At 41.1% G+C, this 16101-nt stretch carries 15 protein-coding genes; 5 read left to right on the top strand and 10 right to left on the bottom strand.

Features of this window, described 5'->3' with window-relative positions; genetic code table 11:
* Positions 1-39 precede the first annotated feature (39 nt).
* Genes tamA through envC form a run of 3 tightly spaced genes read right to left on the bottom strand, consistent with a single transcriptional unit; the run spans position 40 to position 3976 of the window.
* Complete coding sequence (gene tamA / locus EL121_RS01305) at positions 40-1896, bottom strand: autotransporter assembly complex protein TamA (RefSeq protein ID WP_039197110.1); 1857 nt, start codon at positions 1894-1896, stop codon at positions 40-42.
* 29 nt (positions 1897-1925) lie between these two features.
* Positions 1926-2774: a divergent polysaccharide deacetylase family protein gene (locus EL121_RS01310; protein WP_039197111.1), complete on the bottom strand. Its 849-nt coding sequence runs from the start codon at positions 2772-2774 to the stop codon at positions 1926-1928.
* Positions 2774-3976, bottom strand: coding sequence for a murein hydrolase activator EnvC (gene envC, locus EL121_RS01315; protein WP_039197112.1), 1203 nt, complete (start codon positions 3974-3976; stop codon positions 2774-2776). Before envC ends, EL121_RS01310 begins: the two co-directional genes overlap by 1 nt.
* 183 nt (positions 3977-4159) lie before the next feature.
* Between envC and EL121_RS01320 the strand changes: the two genes are divergently transcribed.
* Positions 4160-4843: a 2,3-diphosphoglycerate-dependent phosphoglycerate mutase gene (locus EL121_RS01320; RefSeq protein ID WP_005623059.1), complete on the top strand. Its 684-nt coding sequence runs from the start codon at positions 4160-4162 to the stop codon at positions 4841-4843.
* Positions 4844-4929: 86 nt separating this feature from the next.
* Here EL121_RS01320 and EL121_RS01325 read toward each other — a convergent pair whose 3' ends face one another.
* Complete coding sequence (locus tag EL121_RS01325) at positions 4930-5565, bottom strand: LysE/ArgO family amino acid transporter (RefSeq protein ID WP_039197113.1); 636 nt, start codon at positions 5563-5565, stop codon at positions 4930-4932.
* Between the two features lie 118 nt (positions 5566-5683).
* Here EL121_RS01325 and udk point away from each other — a divergent pair, with 118 nt between their 5' ends.
* Together udk and dcd are read left to right on the top strand one after the other, a co-directional pair.
* Entirely contained in the window at positions 5684-6340 is a 657-nt protein-coding gene (udk, locus tag EL121_RS01330) for a uridine kinase (RefSeq protein WP_039195164.1), read from the top strand.
* 11 nt (positions 6341-6351) lie between these two features.
* Positions 6352-6936 carry a dCTP deaminase gene (gene dcd / locus EL121_RS01335; RefSeq protein WP_039197114.1) on the top strand — a complete coding sequence of 195 codons (585 nt, stop codon included), beginning with the start codon at positions 6352-6354 and terminating at the stop codon, positions 6934-6936.
* A gap of 116 nt (positions 6937-7052) precedes the next feature.
* Here dcd and pntB read toward each other — a convergent pair whose 3' ends face one another.
* Positions 7053-8501, bottom strand: coding sequence for a Re/Si-specific NAD(P)(+) transhydrogenase subunit beta (pntB, locus tag EL121_RS01340; protein WP_039197116.1), 1449 nt, complete (start codon positions 8499-8501; stop codon positions 7053-7055).
* Positions 8502-8511: 10 nt separating this feature from the next.
* Positions 8512-10050: a Re/Si-specific NAD(P)(+) transhydrogenase subunit alpha gene (pntA, locus tag EL121_RS01345; protein WP_039197117.1), complete on the bottom strand. Its 1539-nt coding sequence runs from the start codon at positions 10048-10050 to the stop codon at positions 8512-8514.
* 200 nt (positions 10051-10250) lie between these two features.
* Between pntA and trmJ the strand changes: the two genes are divergently transcribed.
* On the top strand, positions 10251-10979 hold the full coding sequence (gene trmJ, locus EL121_RS01350; protein ID WP_039197118.1) for a tRNA (cytosine(32)/uridine(32)-2'-O)-methyltransferase TrmJ: 729 nt from the start codon (positions 10251-10253) through the stop codon (positions 10977-10979).
* A 43-nt stretch (positions 10980-11022) separates the two neighbouring features.
* Here the strand turns inward: trmJ and queF are convergent, their stop codons facing one another.
* The 4 genes from queF to hemW all read right to left on the bottom strand — a co-directional run bounded on the left by queF (position 11023) and on the right by hemW (position 14159).
* Positions 11023-11862 carry an NADPH-dependent 7-cyano-7-deazaguanine reductase QueF gene (queF, locus tag EL121_RS01355; RefSeq protein WP_039197119.1) on the bottom strand — a complete coding sequence of 280 codons (840 nt, stop codon included), beginning with the start codon at positions 11860-11862 and terminating at the stop codon, positions 11023-11025.
* A gap of 46 nt (positions 11863-11908) precedes the next feature.
* Positions 11909-12457, bottom strand: coding sequence for a D-glycero-beta-D-manno-heptose 1,7-bisphosphate 7-phosphatase (gene gmhB, locus EL121_RS01360; protein ID WP_039197120.1), 549 nt, complete (start codon positions 12455-12457; stop codon positions 11909-11911).
* Positions 12457-12927, bottom strand: a complete 471-nt coding sequence (bcp, locus tag EL121_RS01365; RefSeq protein WP_039197121.1) for a thioredoxin-dependent thiol peroxidase — start codon at positions 12925-12927, stop codon at positions 12457-12459. Before bcp ends, gmhB begins: the two co-directional genes overlap by 1 nt.
* Before the next feature lie 74 nt (positions 12928-13001).
* Positions 13002-14159 carry a radical SAM family heme chaperone HemW gene (gene hemW, locus EL121_RS01370; RefSeq protein WP_039197122.1) on the bottom strand — a complete coding sequence of 386 codons (1158 nt, stop codon included), beginning with the start codon at positions 14157-14159 and terminating at the stop codon, positions 13002-13004.
* 262 nt (positions 14160-14421) lie between these two features.
* Between hemW and EL121_RS01375 the strand changes: the two genes are divergently transcribed.
* Positions 14422-16002 (top strand): ABC transporter substrate-binding protein, encoded by a 1581-nt coding sequence (locus EL121_RS01375; RefSeq protein WP_039197123.1) that lies wholly within the window; start codon positions 14422-14424, stop codon positions 16000-16002.
* Positions 16003-16101: the final 99 nt, after the last annotated feature.

Raw genomic sequence — 16101 nt, forward strand, 5'->3', positions numbered from 1 at the left:
TAATATAAAGAAAGCGGATAAATTTACCCGCTTGAATTATTATAATTCTGAACCTAAACCGATATAAAATTGCACACCTTTTTCATTATTCGGTGATCTTACCGGCGTTGCTAAATCAAATTTAATCGCACCAATTGGTGAAGCCCAACGTACACCAAGCCCTGCACCGGAATGCAGATCTTTCGCTTTAAATTTATTTGAAGCTAAACCCGTATCATAAAATAGCGCCACCCACCAATCCGGATAAACTTGATATTGATATTCAACCGTTGCAGTAGCGAGGTGAGAGGCACCAAGTAACTTACCATTTTGCGGATCTCGCGGCGAAATATCTTTATAGCCAAATCCACGTACACTCATATCACCACCGGCAAAATAGCGTAATGCAGGAGGAATACGATAGAAGTCATTCGAATGAATATGGCCGACCTCACCGCGCAAGAAGAAACGGTGATGATCAAAATAAGTTCTTACCCAGGCGCTCGATGCTTTCCAGCTATAGAAGTTCACATCTGAAGCCAATGCTTTTGCGCCCCAGTTCACCGTTAATTTTTGACTATCGCCCCAAAGCGGAAAACGATTGCCATCCGAACGAGTACGGTTTAATGAAGCGGTCGGATAAACTAACAACGTACGATGAGATTCATTCGCTTGCGTAAACGAATCGTAACGCGCTTTCACACCAGCAGAAAAAGACCAGCCGGTTTCATGTGTCCAAAAGCGCTGAAATCCTACTGTCGCAGCGGTTGACTTTGTATCATTTTGATCTTCGTTTTCTAATGCGCCTGAGAACTGATAATAATAATGGAGCGGATCTTCTCTTAACGGAATATTATAACCGAATTCAAAACGTTGCTCAGGCGCGGAAATATAGGTACGAGATTCAATACTGTGTCCACGGCTATTAATCCACGGTTTCTTCCAGTTTAACTGAAAACGAGGTCCCACATCGGTTGCGAAACCAATACCGACTTCCACGTCATTTTTCTTTTTAGGCTGAAATAACACATTTAAATCAACTACTTTCTCTTTTTCATTTAAATGAGGCTCAACCAATACCGAAGAGAACCAATCACTCGAAGAATAATCCGAGGTCATTTGCGATAGATCATTGGCATAATAAGGCTCACCGGATTTCACTTTTAAGATATTTTGTAAATACTCTTCTTTAATTTGATTATCAGTAAACGTAATTTCGCCATAACGATAACGAACACCGCTATCATAGCCTAAACGCCAATCCGCCGAATGTTCTTTCGGATAAATTTCTAAACGGTGATATAGCCAATGTCCGTCAAAATAACCTTTTTTAAAGGCTAAACTTTCAAGATTGCTTTTAAAACCATCATATTGCTCATGGTCTAAATTCGTACCTTTTTTGGGCACAGAATCAATTAATTTCGTAAACTCTTCGTCTTTACCCGCTTCACCCATGATGTGAACATCCGTTTCATCAATTTTCACTTTTTGACGGTCAAGCTCGACATTTAAGGTGAGTAAAGGTTTCTTACCCGCACGAGGGGTTTGAATAAATTGGTATTGAGTATTGTAATAACCTTTGGCTCTCAATGCTTTATCTACTGCGGTTTGCACAAGATATTGATGTCGTTCGGAACCATCCGCATACTCCTTTGCAATTTGCCCAAGGTATATCTTCACATTTGCCCAAGCATCTTTATCTTTTTTCTTTATGCCTTTTACTTCAAGATCAACCAACGCTTCCGCTTTTGCCGAAGTCTCCGCCTGTTCCTGTTTAGCAGAAACCTTCGTATGTTCAACAGATTGTTCTTCGGGCAAATCAGCCTCAGAAGATTGCGGTTCTACAGCTTCCGCTAAAGCCAATTGAGTAAAGGCAAGTAAACAACTTGCCGTTAATAGACCTAATTTAAAATTCACATCGTTATCCTAATAAATACTCAAAACATTTAATCTTTCGGAATGCCTCTTAGCAGCGGAACAGCATTAAATGGTGCGATCGAAGTTGGTGCCGGAGGATTATCAAATACCATAATCAATGTGCTTGCCGGTACTACCGCTTCATTTCGCCACAAGCTTCCCATACTCACAAGTTGAATATCTTGAGGTAAATTAGCAATTCCTTGCTCAAGAACAGCAACGCTATTCTTTCTCGGATGCCCAATTAAGATCGCACTACCATGCTTGCGAGCATATTCTATCGCTGTATCAAATTGCCGCTGAACATCACTAAGTAGATCACTGTCATCTAAAAATAAATTTCGTTCTAACGCTTTTACACCAAATTCCTTTGCCACTTTAGCCGCCACGCTTGGCCCGGTTTTACTATCTAAAAAGAATAACTGTTGTTGCGCCATCACTTTCATCAAATGGCTCATCGTGGTTCTATCTGCCGTCGCGCCACTGCCCATATGGTTATTTAGCCCGATTGCATAAGGCACTTGATTACGTGCCGCTTGAATCAATTGAGAGACTTTCGCTTCACTGGTACCAATCATCAATGCGCCCGACTCTATCGGTTGCTGCTTATTTTGAGGCTGCATCGGTAAATGAATCAATACATCTCGTTTTTGCTCATAAGCTTTCTTTGCTCTTGCCGTTGCATAGGGCGCAACGGGAATAATAGCGACACTCACTTCTTTCGGAAGTGCATAAATCGCATTATCTTCTTTCATTCGATAGCCGATATCATCAATTACAATTGCGAGTTTCCCCGCTTGGGCGGGTAATGTAATGAACAATAAGCCTTGCAAAAAAATCGCTAAAGTAGACCGCTTGTTTCCAAATAAATTCCACATTATTTCACCCAACCCATTGGATTTTTCGGATTTCCTTTTCGACGAATTTCAAAATACAGTGCGGAACGATTTTGCCCCCCCGAATTACCCACACTGGCAATTTGCTGTCCGGCTGAAACACGGCTGCCTTTACGCACCGAAACAGACTGGTTATAGCCGTATAACGACATATCGCCGTTACCATGGTCAACTACCACAACTTGACCATAACCTTGTAGCCAGTCGGCTAAAATTACACGTCCACCGGCAATGGCTCGCACCGGCGAACCTGCACTTGCCGCAATAACTACACCGTGCCAAGTCACTTCGCCCATTTGACGAGAACCAAAGCTATTCACTACTTTACCCGCCACCGGCATATTAAATTGTTTATTCGGCGCACCTAAACCGCTACCGGCTCTCACTTGTTGTTTTTCTTGCTCTGTCGCTTTACGCTTCTCTTCACTATTTTTTTTCTGTTCCAGCTTGGCAATCTCTTGTTTTTCTTGTTGCGCCGACTCTGCCGCCGCTTTCACCAATTGATTACGTAATGCAGATTCATTATTCTTTAATGATTCCAAACGACTTTCATCTTGCTCTAATGTTTTATCAATTGAACGTAGTGTCGTTTCACGTTCGTTTTGAACCTTTTTTAAATCCTTTTCTTGCTTCTTCTGTTCGGTTAACTGCGTTTGCTGACCTTTTTGCTGGCCTTTCAATTCATCACGGCGTGCTTTAAGTTCTTCTTGAGTACGACGTAATTCATTAATCGTATCGATACGCACTTGATTAATATGTTCGTAATAAGCCCCCATTCTGTCGGCATTTTTTGCCTGTTCAGACATCAAACGCTCTAATACGGACGGATGGATTCCCGAACGGTACGCCGAATCAAGTTGTTCTTTGAGTTTCTCTTTTTGCTCTTTCTCTTGCTTTTCTAATCTTTGAATTTCTTGTTCGGTACGCTTAATCGCTTGACGAGTTTCCGTTAGCGACATTTCCGTTTCTTTTAACTTATCAAGCACTTTACCCATCTCAACTTCTTGGGTTTTTAAGGTAGATTGCAGTACATTACGCTTTTGGCGCTGTTCATTGATTTTACTTTGTTGCTGCTTAATTTTTTGCTGAATATTTGACAATTCCGTTGCCATCGCAGACGGAAAAGAAAAAGAGGCTATCCCTAAAAGGGCGAGTGTTAAATAAAGAGGTCGAAGCGCTTTCACAAAAATATACCTATATCAAGAAACAAGATTAGATTACAAAATGACTTATTCTAATAAAATATTTGAGTAAAATCAGCTTTTCTCTTGCTTTTATAAAAAGAAACTGACTAACTATTTCAAAGTAGAGAGATTTTTGCTATAAATACGGCGTTTTCAAATCAACTTAAAAACATAGGAGTCTTTATGGAATTAGTATTTATTCGCCACGGTTTCAGTGAGTGGAATGCTAAAAACTTATTTACAGGTTGGCGTGATGTTAACTTAACAGAGCGTGGTATTGAAGAAGCGAAAGCAGCAGGTCAAAAATTAAAAGCAGCTGGTTATGAATTCGATATCGCTTTCACTTCTGTTTTAACTCGTGCAATCAAAACTTGTAACATCGTATTAGAAGAGTCTAATCAATTATGGATTCCACAAGTTAAAAACTGGCGTTTAAACGAACGTCATTACGGTGCGTTACAAGGTTTAGACAAAAAAGCAACGGCTGAACAATACGGTGACGAACAAGTTCACATTTGGCGTCGTTCTTACGACATTTCTCCACCGGATTTAGATGCTGCAGATCCAAATTCTGCACATAACGATCGTCGTTATGCTCACTTACCAAAAGATGTGATTCCAAATGCTGAAAACCTCAAAATCACTTTAGAACGTGTTTTACCATTCTGGGAAGATCAAATTGCGCCGGCATTATTATCTGGTAAACGTGTACTTGTAACTGCACACGGTAACTCTCTTCGTGCATTAGCAAAACACATCATCGGTATTTCTGATGAAGAAATCATGGATTTCGAAATCCCTACCGGTCAACCGTTAGTATTAAAATTAGATGACAAATTAAACTTCGTAGAAAAATTCTACTTATAATATTTAGTTTGTTGCTTAAACAAAAAACGCTCGAAGCTAAAACTTCGAGCGTTTCTTTTTGCAAAAAATTCCGTAAATTTAACCGCTTACCAAGCAAAAATCTGCTTAGCCAGCTGGAAGGCATATATTGCCAAACTGATTGCAATTGCATACATAATCACCCCAGTAAGAAAGTCCAAGATTTGCCATGTTCTACGCTTTTCAAAATAAGGTGATAGAAAACCCGCACCATATCCCACGCCGAAAAACCATAACAAAGAACAGCTTAACGCTCCGGCAAGAAACTCCATTTTACCTGTAAAGTCCAAATTTCCACCGATTCCACCTAAAATCACTACCGTATCAATATAAACGTGCGGATTTAAAAAAGTAATCGCAAAAGTAATCATTAAAGCTTTTTTCAAACTTGTCGCATTTTCATTACTTGCTTTTAATGCCTCGCTGCTTTTAAACATACTAATAAACGAACGACTACCATAGGTAAATAGAAAAAATGCCCCAAGTAATGCAATGACTAAGCTTAAAGTAGGCAAATTCGCCACGATAGAACCTAGCCCTAACACACCTAATGTCATTAAAAATACATCACCTAAAAAACAAAGTGATGCAACCCAAAAAACATGTTGCTTTAGGATTCCTTGTTTGAGTAAAAAAGCATTTTGTGCACCAATTGATACAATCAATCCAAAACAAACAATAAATCCTTGAATAAAAATTTCCATTTTTCCCTCAAATTAAGCCAATATGTAACCAATTATACGCAAACATTTATAAAAATGCGGTATAATCTCCCGAATTTTTTGTCCCCTTTCTTAACGACTAAGTATTTAGGAACCGATTATGTCTGAAACAATTGAAAACCAAGCTTGCATTGTCATTGCAATTGCCGGCGCTTCCGCTTCCGGAAAAAGCCTTATTGCATCAACTATCTATAAAGAATTAAAAGAAGAATTAGGTTCGGATGACATCGGTATTATTTCTGAAGATGCGTATTATAAAGATCAAACGCATTTAACCATGGATGAGCGTATTAAAACCAACTATGACCATCCTAACTCAATGGATCATCATTTACTGGTAGAACATTTACGCCAACTGAAACAAGGTCAAGCGATTGAAATTCCGGAATACGACTACGCAGAGCATAACCGTAAAACCACCACTAAACATTTTGCACCGAAGAAGATCATTATCTTAGAAGGTATTTTATTACTAACGGACGAAGAAATTCGTAACGAAATCAATGTCTCTATTTTCGTGGATGCGCCGTTAGATATTTGTTTCATTCGCCGTTTACAGCGTGACTTGGTGGAACGCGGTCGTTCAATGGAATCGGTAATTACCCAATACCGTAAAACCGTGCGTCCAATGTTCTTACAATTTATTGAACCGTCAAAACAATATGCCGATATTATTGTACCGAAAGGTGGTAAAAACCGTATTGCGATCAATATCTTAAAAGCGCAAATTAAACAATTATTGGCGGTAAAAAAATAGGATAAACAATTATGCGTTTATGTGACACAGATATAGAACGTTATTTAGATGAAGGCAAAATTGCGATTGAGCCTCGTCCGTCAAACGAAAAAATCTCAGGGGCGACCGTTGATGTTCGCTTAGGTAATTCGTTCCGTGTATTTCGTGAACACGCCACGCCTTATATTGATTTAAGCGGCCCTCGTGAACAAGTCACTGCCCAGCTTAATAAAGTGATGAGTGATGAAATTATTATCGCTGACAGTGATGCGTTTTTCCTTCACCCGGGCGAATTAGCGCTTGCAACGACATTAGAGTCGGTGACATTGCCGGATAATATTGTCGGTTGGTTAGACGGGCGCTCTTCTTTAGCTCGCTTAGGCTTGATGGTACATGTTACCGCACATCGAATCGATCCGGGTTGGCACGGTAAAATCGTATTAGAATTTTTCAATGCCGGTAAATTACCGCTTGCTTTACGTCCTAATATGGCAATCGGCGCATTAAGTTTTGAAGTGTTAAGTGGTCATGCGGCAAAACCTTATAATGCCCGTAAAGACGCAAAATATAAAAATCAGCAAAGTGCGGTTTCCAGCCGTATCAATCAAGACGATTAATGCGATAAGCGGTCAAATTTTCCAACTTTTTTGCAAAAGGTTAATGAAATTTGACCGCTGTTATCTTATAAGTACAAAAAAAGAGATCCGAAGATCTCTTTTTTATTGTCGCTAGATTAGCTATTTAATGCTCTTAAAATGTCATCCACACGCTCTTTCGCGTCACCGAATAACATTTGGGTATTTTCTTTAAAGAATAGTGGGTTTTGAACGCCTGCGTAACCAACCGCCATTGAACGTTTGAATACGATAACGTTTTGTGCTTTCCACACTTCTAATACCGGCATACCTGCGATTGGGCTTGACGGATCATCTAATGCCGCTGGGTTTACCGTGTCATTTGCACCGATAACCAATACTACATCGGTTTCTTCGAAATCATCATTGATTTCATCCATTTCAAGCACAACATCGTAAGGCACTTTCGCTTCTGCAAGTAATACGTTCATATGACCCGGTAAACGCCCCGCAACAGGGTGAATACCAAAACGCACATTGACACCTTTCTCACGTAATTTCGCAGTGATTTCCGCTACCGGATATTGTGCTTGCGCAACCGCCATACCGTATCCCGGAGTGATAATCACAGAACTTGCATTTTTCAGCATTTCCGCGACTTCTTCTGCCGTAGTTTCACGGTGTTCACCTTGTTCTTCATCACCTGAGCTTGCTTTAACTTCTGTACCGAAGCCACCTGCAATCACGCTGATAAATGAACGGTTCATCGCTTTACACATAATGTAAGACAGAATCGCACCTGATGAACCTACTAACGCACCGGTTACAATTAACAAGTCATTGCTTAGCATAAAACCGGCTGCCGCTGCCGCCCAACCTGAATACGAGTTCAGCATTGAAACCACTACCGGCATATCCGCACCACCGATAGATGATACTAAGTGCCATCCGAAGACTAATGCGATTACCGTCATAATCAGCACTGGGAAAATATTCTCAGGGTGATTTAAGAATACGACCATTAATAATGCAGAAACGATTAATGCCGCTAAGTTCCATTTGTGTTTATGCGGGATATTTAATGCAGCCGAAGACACTTTACGACCGAATAATTTACCGCTTAATTTACCGAATGCTACTAATGACCCAGAGAAAGTCACCGCACCGATAAAGATACCAAGGAACACTTCAACGTTATGAATGTTAGCCAGCGTTGCTTGTTCTGCGTGGAATGCCGCTAACGCCACTTCATCTAAATTTGCCGGCGGAATCGCATCTACGTGTAAACCGTAGCTGTTAAAACCAACTAATACCGCTGCTAAACCTACAAAGCTGTGCAGAATCGCCACTAATTCCGGCATTTCCGTCATTTCAACTTTTAAGGCTTTTTTCACACCGATAAAGCCACCGATTGCCATAGCGATTAAGATCCAAAGCGTACCCTGTGATTGTGGGCCGAAGATAGTTGCGACTAACGCAATCGCCATACCGACAATACCGTACCAACAACCTGCTTTTGCCGTTTCGTGTTTAGAAAGTCCTGCTAAACTCATAATAAAGAGAATCGCAGCAATAATATATGCAGCTGTTACAAATCCAAAAGACATGAGTTTCTCCTTAACCTTTTCTAAACATTGCAAGCATACGTTGCGTGACTTTGAAACCACCGAAGATATTAATGCTTGCCACTAAAATCGCAATAAACGCAAGAATATCCACGAAGAAATTACCGGTCGGCTGCGCAATTTGTAATACCGCACCGACAATGATAATTCCCGAAACCGCATTGGTTACCGCCATTAACGGCGTATGTAATGCATGGCTAACGTTCCAAACCACATAATAACCCACCACACAGGCTAAGACGAATACAGTGAAGTGTGATAAAAATGCCGCCGGTGCTACAGAGGCTAACCATAAGAATAATGCACCGACACCAGCCATTACACCGTATTTAATACGTGGATCAGTCGGTTTTTCTTCTTTTTTCTCAACCGGTGCCGCAGCCGCTTGTTTTTGCGGTTGAGCCGAAACTTGAATCGGTGGTGCCGGCCAAGTTAATTCACCGTCACGTACTACCGTTACACCACGTAACACCACATCTTCAAAATTGATATCGATTTGACCGTCTTTATTTGGGGCAAGTAACTTGAGTAAGTTAACTAAGTTTGTACCGTAAAGTTGTGAAGATTGGGTTGGTAAACGTGCTGGGAAATCCGTATAACCAATCACTTTTACTTGATTCTCGGTGACAATAACTTCGCCCGCTTTAGTGTAATCGCAGTTACCGCCGGTTGCCGCCGCTAAATCGACAATCACTGAGCCCGGTTTCATTGAATCAACCATTTCTTTAGTGATTAAACGAGGTGCTGCTTTACCCGGAATCGCTGCTGTGGTGATAATAATATCGACTTCTTTTGCTTGTTCAGCATAAAGTTCCATCGCACGACGGTTAAACTCTTCTGACATCACTTTCGCATAGCCATCGCCTGAGCCGCCTTCTTCTTCAAAATCGATTTCTAAGAAGTCTGCGCCCATAGATTTCACTTGTTCTTTTACTTCCGGACGAGAGTCAAACGCACGAACAATCGCACCTAAGCTATTTGCCGCACCGATTGCCGCTAAACCGGCAACACCCGCACCGATAACCAGCACTTTTGCCGGTGGAACTTTACCAGCCGCAGTAATTTGACCGGTAAAGAAGCTACCGAATGCATTTGCCGCTTCAATAACTGCACGATACCCAGAAATATTTGCCATTGAACTCAATGCATCAAGCGCTTGCGCACGCGAAATACGAGGCACTGCGTCCATTGCTAATACATTGATTTTCTTAGCTTGCAATTTTTCCATTAATTGTGGATTTTGCGCAGGCCAAATGAAACTCACTAGCGTTGCGCCTTCTTTAATAAGGGCAATTTCAGCATCGGTTGGCGCATTCACTTTAAAAATAATATCTGAATTCCAAACCTCTTGTTGCGTGCCAACAGCCGCACCTGCGTTTACAAATGCGTTGTCCTCAAAACTCGCTTTAAAACCTGCATCGTGTTCAACGAGCACATCAAAGCCGAGCTTTTTGATCTGTTCAACGGTTTTTGGCGTTGCCGCCACACGTGTTTCACCGTCTAACAGCTCTCTTGGTACACCAATAAGCATAAAGACTCCTGTATGGTTGATGTTTATATATTGTGCTAAAAATAGCCTATTTCGAAAAAATAAGACTAGGCGTAATGTACCATTAAATAAGTAGAATTTGTAAAAAAATTACGCCTCATAAATCAATTAATTGCAAATTCTCAGTTTGCGACAAATCTGCTAAAATCTAGCATAACAAAAATGTAATAAATAGAACCAGAATGAATAGCTTAGACCAAATTCAAATTATCCTGATCGAAACTTCCCTCCCCGCCAATATTGGCTCTGCCGCTCGTGCGATGAAAACCATGGGGCTAACAAATTTACGTTTAGTTGCTCCGCTTAACCCGATTGACGAACAAGCTCAAGCTCTCGCTGCCGGTGCAAAAGATGTGTTGGATAACGCCCAAATTTTCCACTCGTTTGAACAAGCGGTTGCAGATTGCCAATTAGTAATCGGCACCAGTGCTCGATTACGTCATCTACAAAATACTCTTATTGAGCCGAGAGATTGCGGTAAATTAGCGGTTGAACGTGCCGAAAGAGGTAAAGTGGCGATTGTATTTGGTCGGGAACGAGTCGGATTAACTAACGAAGAATTACTAAAATGCCATTATCATTTAAATTTTCCGACCAATCCTGACTATGGTTCGTTAAATTTAGCGATGGCAGTACAGCTGGCAAGTTACGAAATACGAATGGCGTGGTTGGAATTGCAAAAAAATCCGCAAATTCGACCGCTTGTTGAGAAAAAAGATTATCCGAATACTGAAGCTTTGGAATATTTCTTTAATCACACCGAGCGACTGTATAAACAATTAGGCTTTATCCGCAATGATGCGGTAATGCTCAAGCTCCGCCGCTTATACCAACGTGCCGAACTTGAAACCAATGAGTTGAATTTATTAAGAGGAATGTTGACTTCCGTTGAGAAGCAGATAGAAAAATAAAAAAATCCCCAAAATATCGTTATCGATTTTCTGGGGCTTTTTCTTACTGTCTTGCCATTCTCAAATTTTGCGGAACAGACTCAAAATTTGAACGGAACGGATTAATATCCAAACCGCCTCGGCGGGTATAACGTGCATACACCGTTAATTTTTCCGGCTGTGCAAATTGCATAAGATCGGTAAAAATACGCTCTACGCATTGTTCGTGGAACTCATTATGTTCACGGAATGACACTAAATAGCGTAATAATTTTTCTCGATTCAATTTTTTACCGACATAGTGAATTTGCACACTGCCCCAGTCCGGTTGCGAGGTAATCAAGCAGTTTGATTTCAACAAATGACTGACCAAGGTTTCTTCAACCACTTCCCCTTCTGCCACGCCTGCTAAATACTCGTTAGAAAATTCGTAACTGTCAATTTGAATATCTTGTTCATCAATACACTCACCGGCAAAATCAACAATCGGTTGCTGGGTGTAAGCAGATAATTTGTAAACTTTTACCGAAACTTGACCGCTTGCACATTGGCTGAGATCTTTAGCCAATGTTTGTTCCACTTGTTCCAATGAGGCAAATTTGGTTTGGTTAAAGCTGTTTAAATAGAGCTTAAAGCTTTTTGATTCAATTAAATTCTCGCTGCGAAAATCAATTGCCACATCGGCAATCGCTACCTGTGGTAAACCGTTTTCGTTTAACCAAGACAATTCATAACAGGTCCAAACATCTGCACCTCGATCAAACGGTTGTTGTTCGGTAATCCCCAAACCGTCACGGTTTAATTTACGGGGAACAGGTTGCAAAAGCGTAGGATCATATTCGCTTTTATACTCGGTTTTTTGCCCTAATTTCAGGGCAGATAATGATTTATCGTTGTAGTTCATCTTTTTAAACTTTTGATTCTATAAAATAATTAATACATTGAAGTGATTACTTAATATAACGGACTAAATCCACTAAGCTGTCTAATACCAGATCGGCTTTCGCTTCGCCTTCTGCGGTAACCGCTTTACCGGTACGTACTAACACTTTTGTTTTCACGCCAGCAGCTTCAGCCGCTAACAGATCTTCTAATTTATCGCCGACCATATACGACTGAGCCGGATCAATATCCAAATCGGCAATCGCTTGAGTAAACATTCCAGCTTTCGGTTTACGACAATCGCAATCTTCTTTATATTCGCCTTTGCCTTCCGGGTGATGCGGACAATAGTAGATACCGTCTAACACAACCCTGTAATCTTCATCCAGCGACCAATCCATCCATTCCGTTAATTGATTAAATTGCTCTTCACTGAAATAGCCGCGCGCAATACCGGATTGATTGGTGACCAATACCAATAGATAACCTTTATCTTGTAGCTGCTTTAACGCCTTGCCGACACCCTCAATAAATTGAAAATCGTCAATTTGATGTACATAACCGTGATCAATATTGATCGTACCGTCACGATCTAAAAATATCGCTTTATTCGCCATTATTTCGTTCCTTTTACAAAATCAACCACCATTTGATGATGCTCACCGGTTTTGAATTTATCGAATACTTGCTCAATTATGCCCTGTTCATTCACTAAAAAACTGATACGGTGAATGCCGTCATAGGTTCTGCCCATAAATTTTTTCTCGCCCCATACACCGAATGCTTCGGCAACTTGGTGATCCGCATCAGACAATAGCGTGAAATTCAGTGCTTTTTTCTCGACAAATTGCGCTAATTTTTTCGGTAAATCTGGGCTAATGCCTAACACCACCACATTTAATTCCTCTAATTCCGACTTACTGTCACGTAAGCCGCAAGCTTGTGTAGTGCAGCCTGGGGTTAAGGCTTTCGGATAAAAATAAACCAGCACTTTTTTACCGGCAAATTGGCTAAGTGAAACCGGTTGTTCGTGCTGATCTAACAAAGTAAATTGAGGCGCTTGCTCGCCTGCTTTAAGTGTATTCATTGCAAAAAATTCCTAAAAAAAGACCGCTTGTATTCTACTACAAGCGGTCAAATCTTTGAATTTTTTTGCAAAAGCTATTCTAAAAAACCTTCCAATAATTCATTTAAAAATAGCTTACCGTGCTGGGTGATCTGCCAATATTTTTCGGTTTCCGTGATGTAATTTTTGCTTAATGCCCAATCCATCGTTGGTCTAACGATTTCACGATCAAGACCGGTGTAGAACTCAAATTCTTGTTTTGGGGTCGCTTCCAATAAGCGGAAACGATTCATAAAAAATTCAAACGGACGATCAGCAAGCTCAATCAAATCTTGGCTGTAGCGATATTCGCCTCGCATATAGCCTTTCGGATGTTTGGTTTTGCTGAAGCGGTAAATTTCGCCGGTCGGATAACTAATCTTACCGTGCGCTCCGCAACCAATCGCCAAATAGTCGCCAAAACGCCAATAATTGAGGTTATGACGGCATTGATAACCTTTTTTCGCATACGCCGAAGTTTCATACTGCTCATAGCCGGCGGCGGTGAGTAACTGATGACCTTGCTCGAAAATATCCCATAATTCGTCATCGTCCGGTAAAGTCGGCTGGCGATAATAAAACATTGTGTTCGGCTCAATGGTTAATTGATACCACGATAAATGTGGTGGTGCGAGCGCAATCCCCTGTCGTAAATCGTCCAGTGCTTGTGCCACCGATTGATTCGGTAAGCCGTGCATTAAGTCGATATTAAAACTTTGCAAACCGGATTTTGCAGAATTTTGTGCAAAAATGACCGCTTGTTTCGCTTCATTTGAATCATGGATTCGCCCGAGTTTGAGCAGTTTTTCCGGCTCGAAACTTTGGATCCCCATCGAAATACGTGTTACTCCACCCTGTGCATAGCCCAGAAAGCGTTCCGCTTCCGCCGTACCGGGATTCGCCTCTAGGGTAATCTCAATATTCTCTTCAAACGGAATACGCTTTTCGACTTCTGCCAACAGATAAGCAATCCCCTCTGCCGAAAACAGACTTGGTGTGCCGCCGCCAATAAAAATCGAATGAATTTTGCGATCACCGATTGCCGCCTGATAAGCGGTCAAATCTTGCGATAAATCTGCAAGTAAATGTTGAATATATTCCGCTTCCGGAATCACACCTTTTTGCGCATGTGAATTGAAATCGCAGTACGGACATTTTTGTACGCACCACGGAATATGGATATAAAGACTTAATGGAGGAAGGGCTAAATTCACGTTCTAACTACTATCATTAAATAAAAATGATGATAACGAAAACTCTTCACGCTGAAAAGCAAAGTTTTCTGTGAGAGAGATCACAAATCTAATATTCTTACCTTTACCGTCGGAACCAAACTGTTATGATTAATTCAATCCATTTTTACAAGTAAATTTGATAAATTCACTTCACAAAAATTTGTAAAAAAGAATTTCCGTGATCGTTCGGCGAAAAGTTTTACCGAACAATTTAATTATCCTATTACTAACGAGGTGTTTTATGGCTTCTCATTTTGATTATAGTGAATCTCGCCGCCATTTTATGAAACTCATGGCTGGAGTTGGAGCCGGTTTTGCGTTTTCCGGTACATTAGGCACTTTTTCAAATAGCGCTTTTGCTGCTACAGGTAAAAGTATTGAAGCGGGAATCGCTTATCCGATTTCTACCGGATTCGATCCTCTCACATCAAGTGGTGCATCATCATTAGCGGCTAACTTACATATTTTCGAAGGCTTAGTGGATTTACATCCGGCAACTCGCCAGCCTTATTTAGCTTTAGCGGCAAAAGAACCTGAACAAAAAGATGAGGTAACTTACCACATTACTTTACGTGAAGGCGCGACTTTCCACGATGGTAAACCCGTTACTACCGAAGATGTGGTTTACTCATTTGAACGTGTATTAGATCCAGCTAAAGCCTCACTATTCGCCCAATTTATTCCGTTTATCGCTTCGGTAAAAGCGCTTGACGATAAAGTGGTTGAATTTAAATTAAAATATCCGTTTGCCTTATTTAAAGAACGTTTAACCATTGTCAAAATCGTACCGAAACATATCGTAGAAGCCGGTCAATCTGCGTTTGATGCTAAACCTATCGGTTCCGGTCCTTATAAATTTGTGTCTGCGACCAAAGACGATCGCATTGTCTTTGAAGCCAATACCGCTTATAACGGTATTTATCCGGCTAAAGTAGATAAAATGACCTGGTTCTTATTATCAGACGATGCAGCTCGTGTGACCGCACAAGAATCCGGACGCGTACAAGCGATTGAATCCGTACCGTATCTCGATGCGGAACGCCTAAAACGTAAAGGAAAAGTGGAATCGGTGCAATCATTCGGATTACTGTTCTTAATGTTTAACTGTGAAAAAGCACCGTTTGATAATCCGAAAGTACGCCAAGCGTTACATTATGGCTTAGATACACAAAAATTAATCGATATTGTGTTCTTAGGCAATGCGAAAGCGGCAAGTTCTTATGTCCAAGACACCCATCCTGATTATGTAAAAGCTGCCAGCCAATATGATTTTGATAAAGCGAAAGCCGAAGCGCTTCTAGCAGAAGCCGGTATAACCTCATTAACCTTCGAATTACTGGCAACCGACCACGCTTGGGTGAAAGAATGCGCGCCACTTATTCTTGAGTCTTGGAACGCATTAAAAGGCGTAAAAGTTAGTTTGAAACACCTACAATCCGGTGCGCTTTATGGTGCTCATGTGGATAAAGGTGCATTCGAAGTGGTTATTGCACCGGGCGATCCGTCTGTGTTTGGTAACGACTTAGATTTATTACTCAGCTGGTGGTACCGTGGTGATGTTTGGCCGAAACGCCGTTTCCGTTGGGCGAATACACCGGAGTATGCCGAAGTGCAAAAATTACTTGATGAGGCTGTCCGCGCTAAAACGCCACTTGATGCAAAAGCCGCATGGGAAAAAGCGATCAATATTATTGCACAACAAGTGCCGCTTTACCCGATTGTACACCGTAAATTACCGACCGCATGGAGCGATAAATCTCTCACCGGTTTCCAACCGTTACCGACCACGGGCTTATCATTCCTTGGCGTAGAACGTAAATAACACTGACTTATTGCGGCAACGGATGTTGCCGCCTTCCTCTTAGATTTAAGCGATTGGTAAAAAAATGCTTAAATTTAACCGCTTGTACCCTTTCTAATA

This window comes from Actinobacillus equuli, from assembly GCF_900636745.1.
Classification (GTDB): domain Bacteria; phylum Pseudomonadota; class Gammaproteobacteria; order Enterobacterales; family Pasteurellaceae; genus Actinobacillus; species Actinobacillus equuli.

Bases quoted from the DNA above. Each gene is read 5' to 3' on its own strand.
- bcp (WP_039197121.1), bottom strand. From the start codon at position 12,927: ATGAATACACTTAAAGCAGGCGAGCAAGCGCCTCAATTTACTTTGTTA.
- pntB (WP_039197116.1), bottom strand. From the start codon at position 8,501: ATGTCTTTTGGATTTGTAACAGCTGCATATATTATTGCTGCGATTCTC.
- dcd (WP_039197114.1), top strand. From the start codon at position 6,352: ATGCGTTTATGTGACACAGATATAGAACGTTATTTAGATGAAGGCAAA.
- EL121_RS01325 (WP_039197113.1), bottom strand. From the start codon at position 5,565: ATGGAAATTTTTATTCAAGGATTTATTGTTTGTTTTGGATTGATTGTA.
- EL121_RS01375 (WP_039197123.1), top strand. From the start codon at position 14,422: ATGGCTTCTCATTTTGATTATAGTGAATCTCGCCGCCATTTTATGAAA.
- udk (WP_039195164.1), top strand. From the start codon at position 5,684: ATGTCTGAAACAATTGAAAACCAAGCTTGCATTGTCATTGCAATTGCC.
- trmJ (WP_039197118.1), top strand. From the start codon at position 10,251: ATGAATAGCTTAGACCAAATTCAAATTATCCTGATCGAAACTTCCCTC.
- EL121_RS01310 (WP_039197111.1), bottom strand. From the start codon at position 2,774: ATGTGGAATTTATTTGGAAACAAGCGGTCTACTTTAGCGATTTTTTTG.
- queF (WP_039197119.1), bottom strand. From the start codon at position 11,862: ATGAACTACAACGATAAATCATTATCTGCCCTGAAATTAGGGCAAAAA.
- pntA (WP_039197117.1), bottom strand. From the start codon at position 10,050: ATGCTTATTGGTGTACCAAGAGAGCTGTTAGACGGTGAAACACGTGTG.
- gmhB (WP_039197120.1), bottom strand. From the start codon at position 12,457: ATGGCGAATAAAGCGATATTTTTAGATCGTGACGGTACGATCAATATT.
- EL121_RS01320 (WP_005623059.1), top strand. From the start codon at position 4,160: ATGGAATTAGTATTTATTCGCCACGGTTTCAGTGAGTGGAATGCTAAA.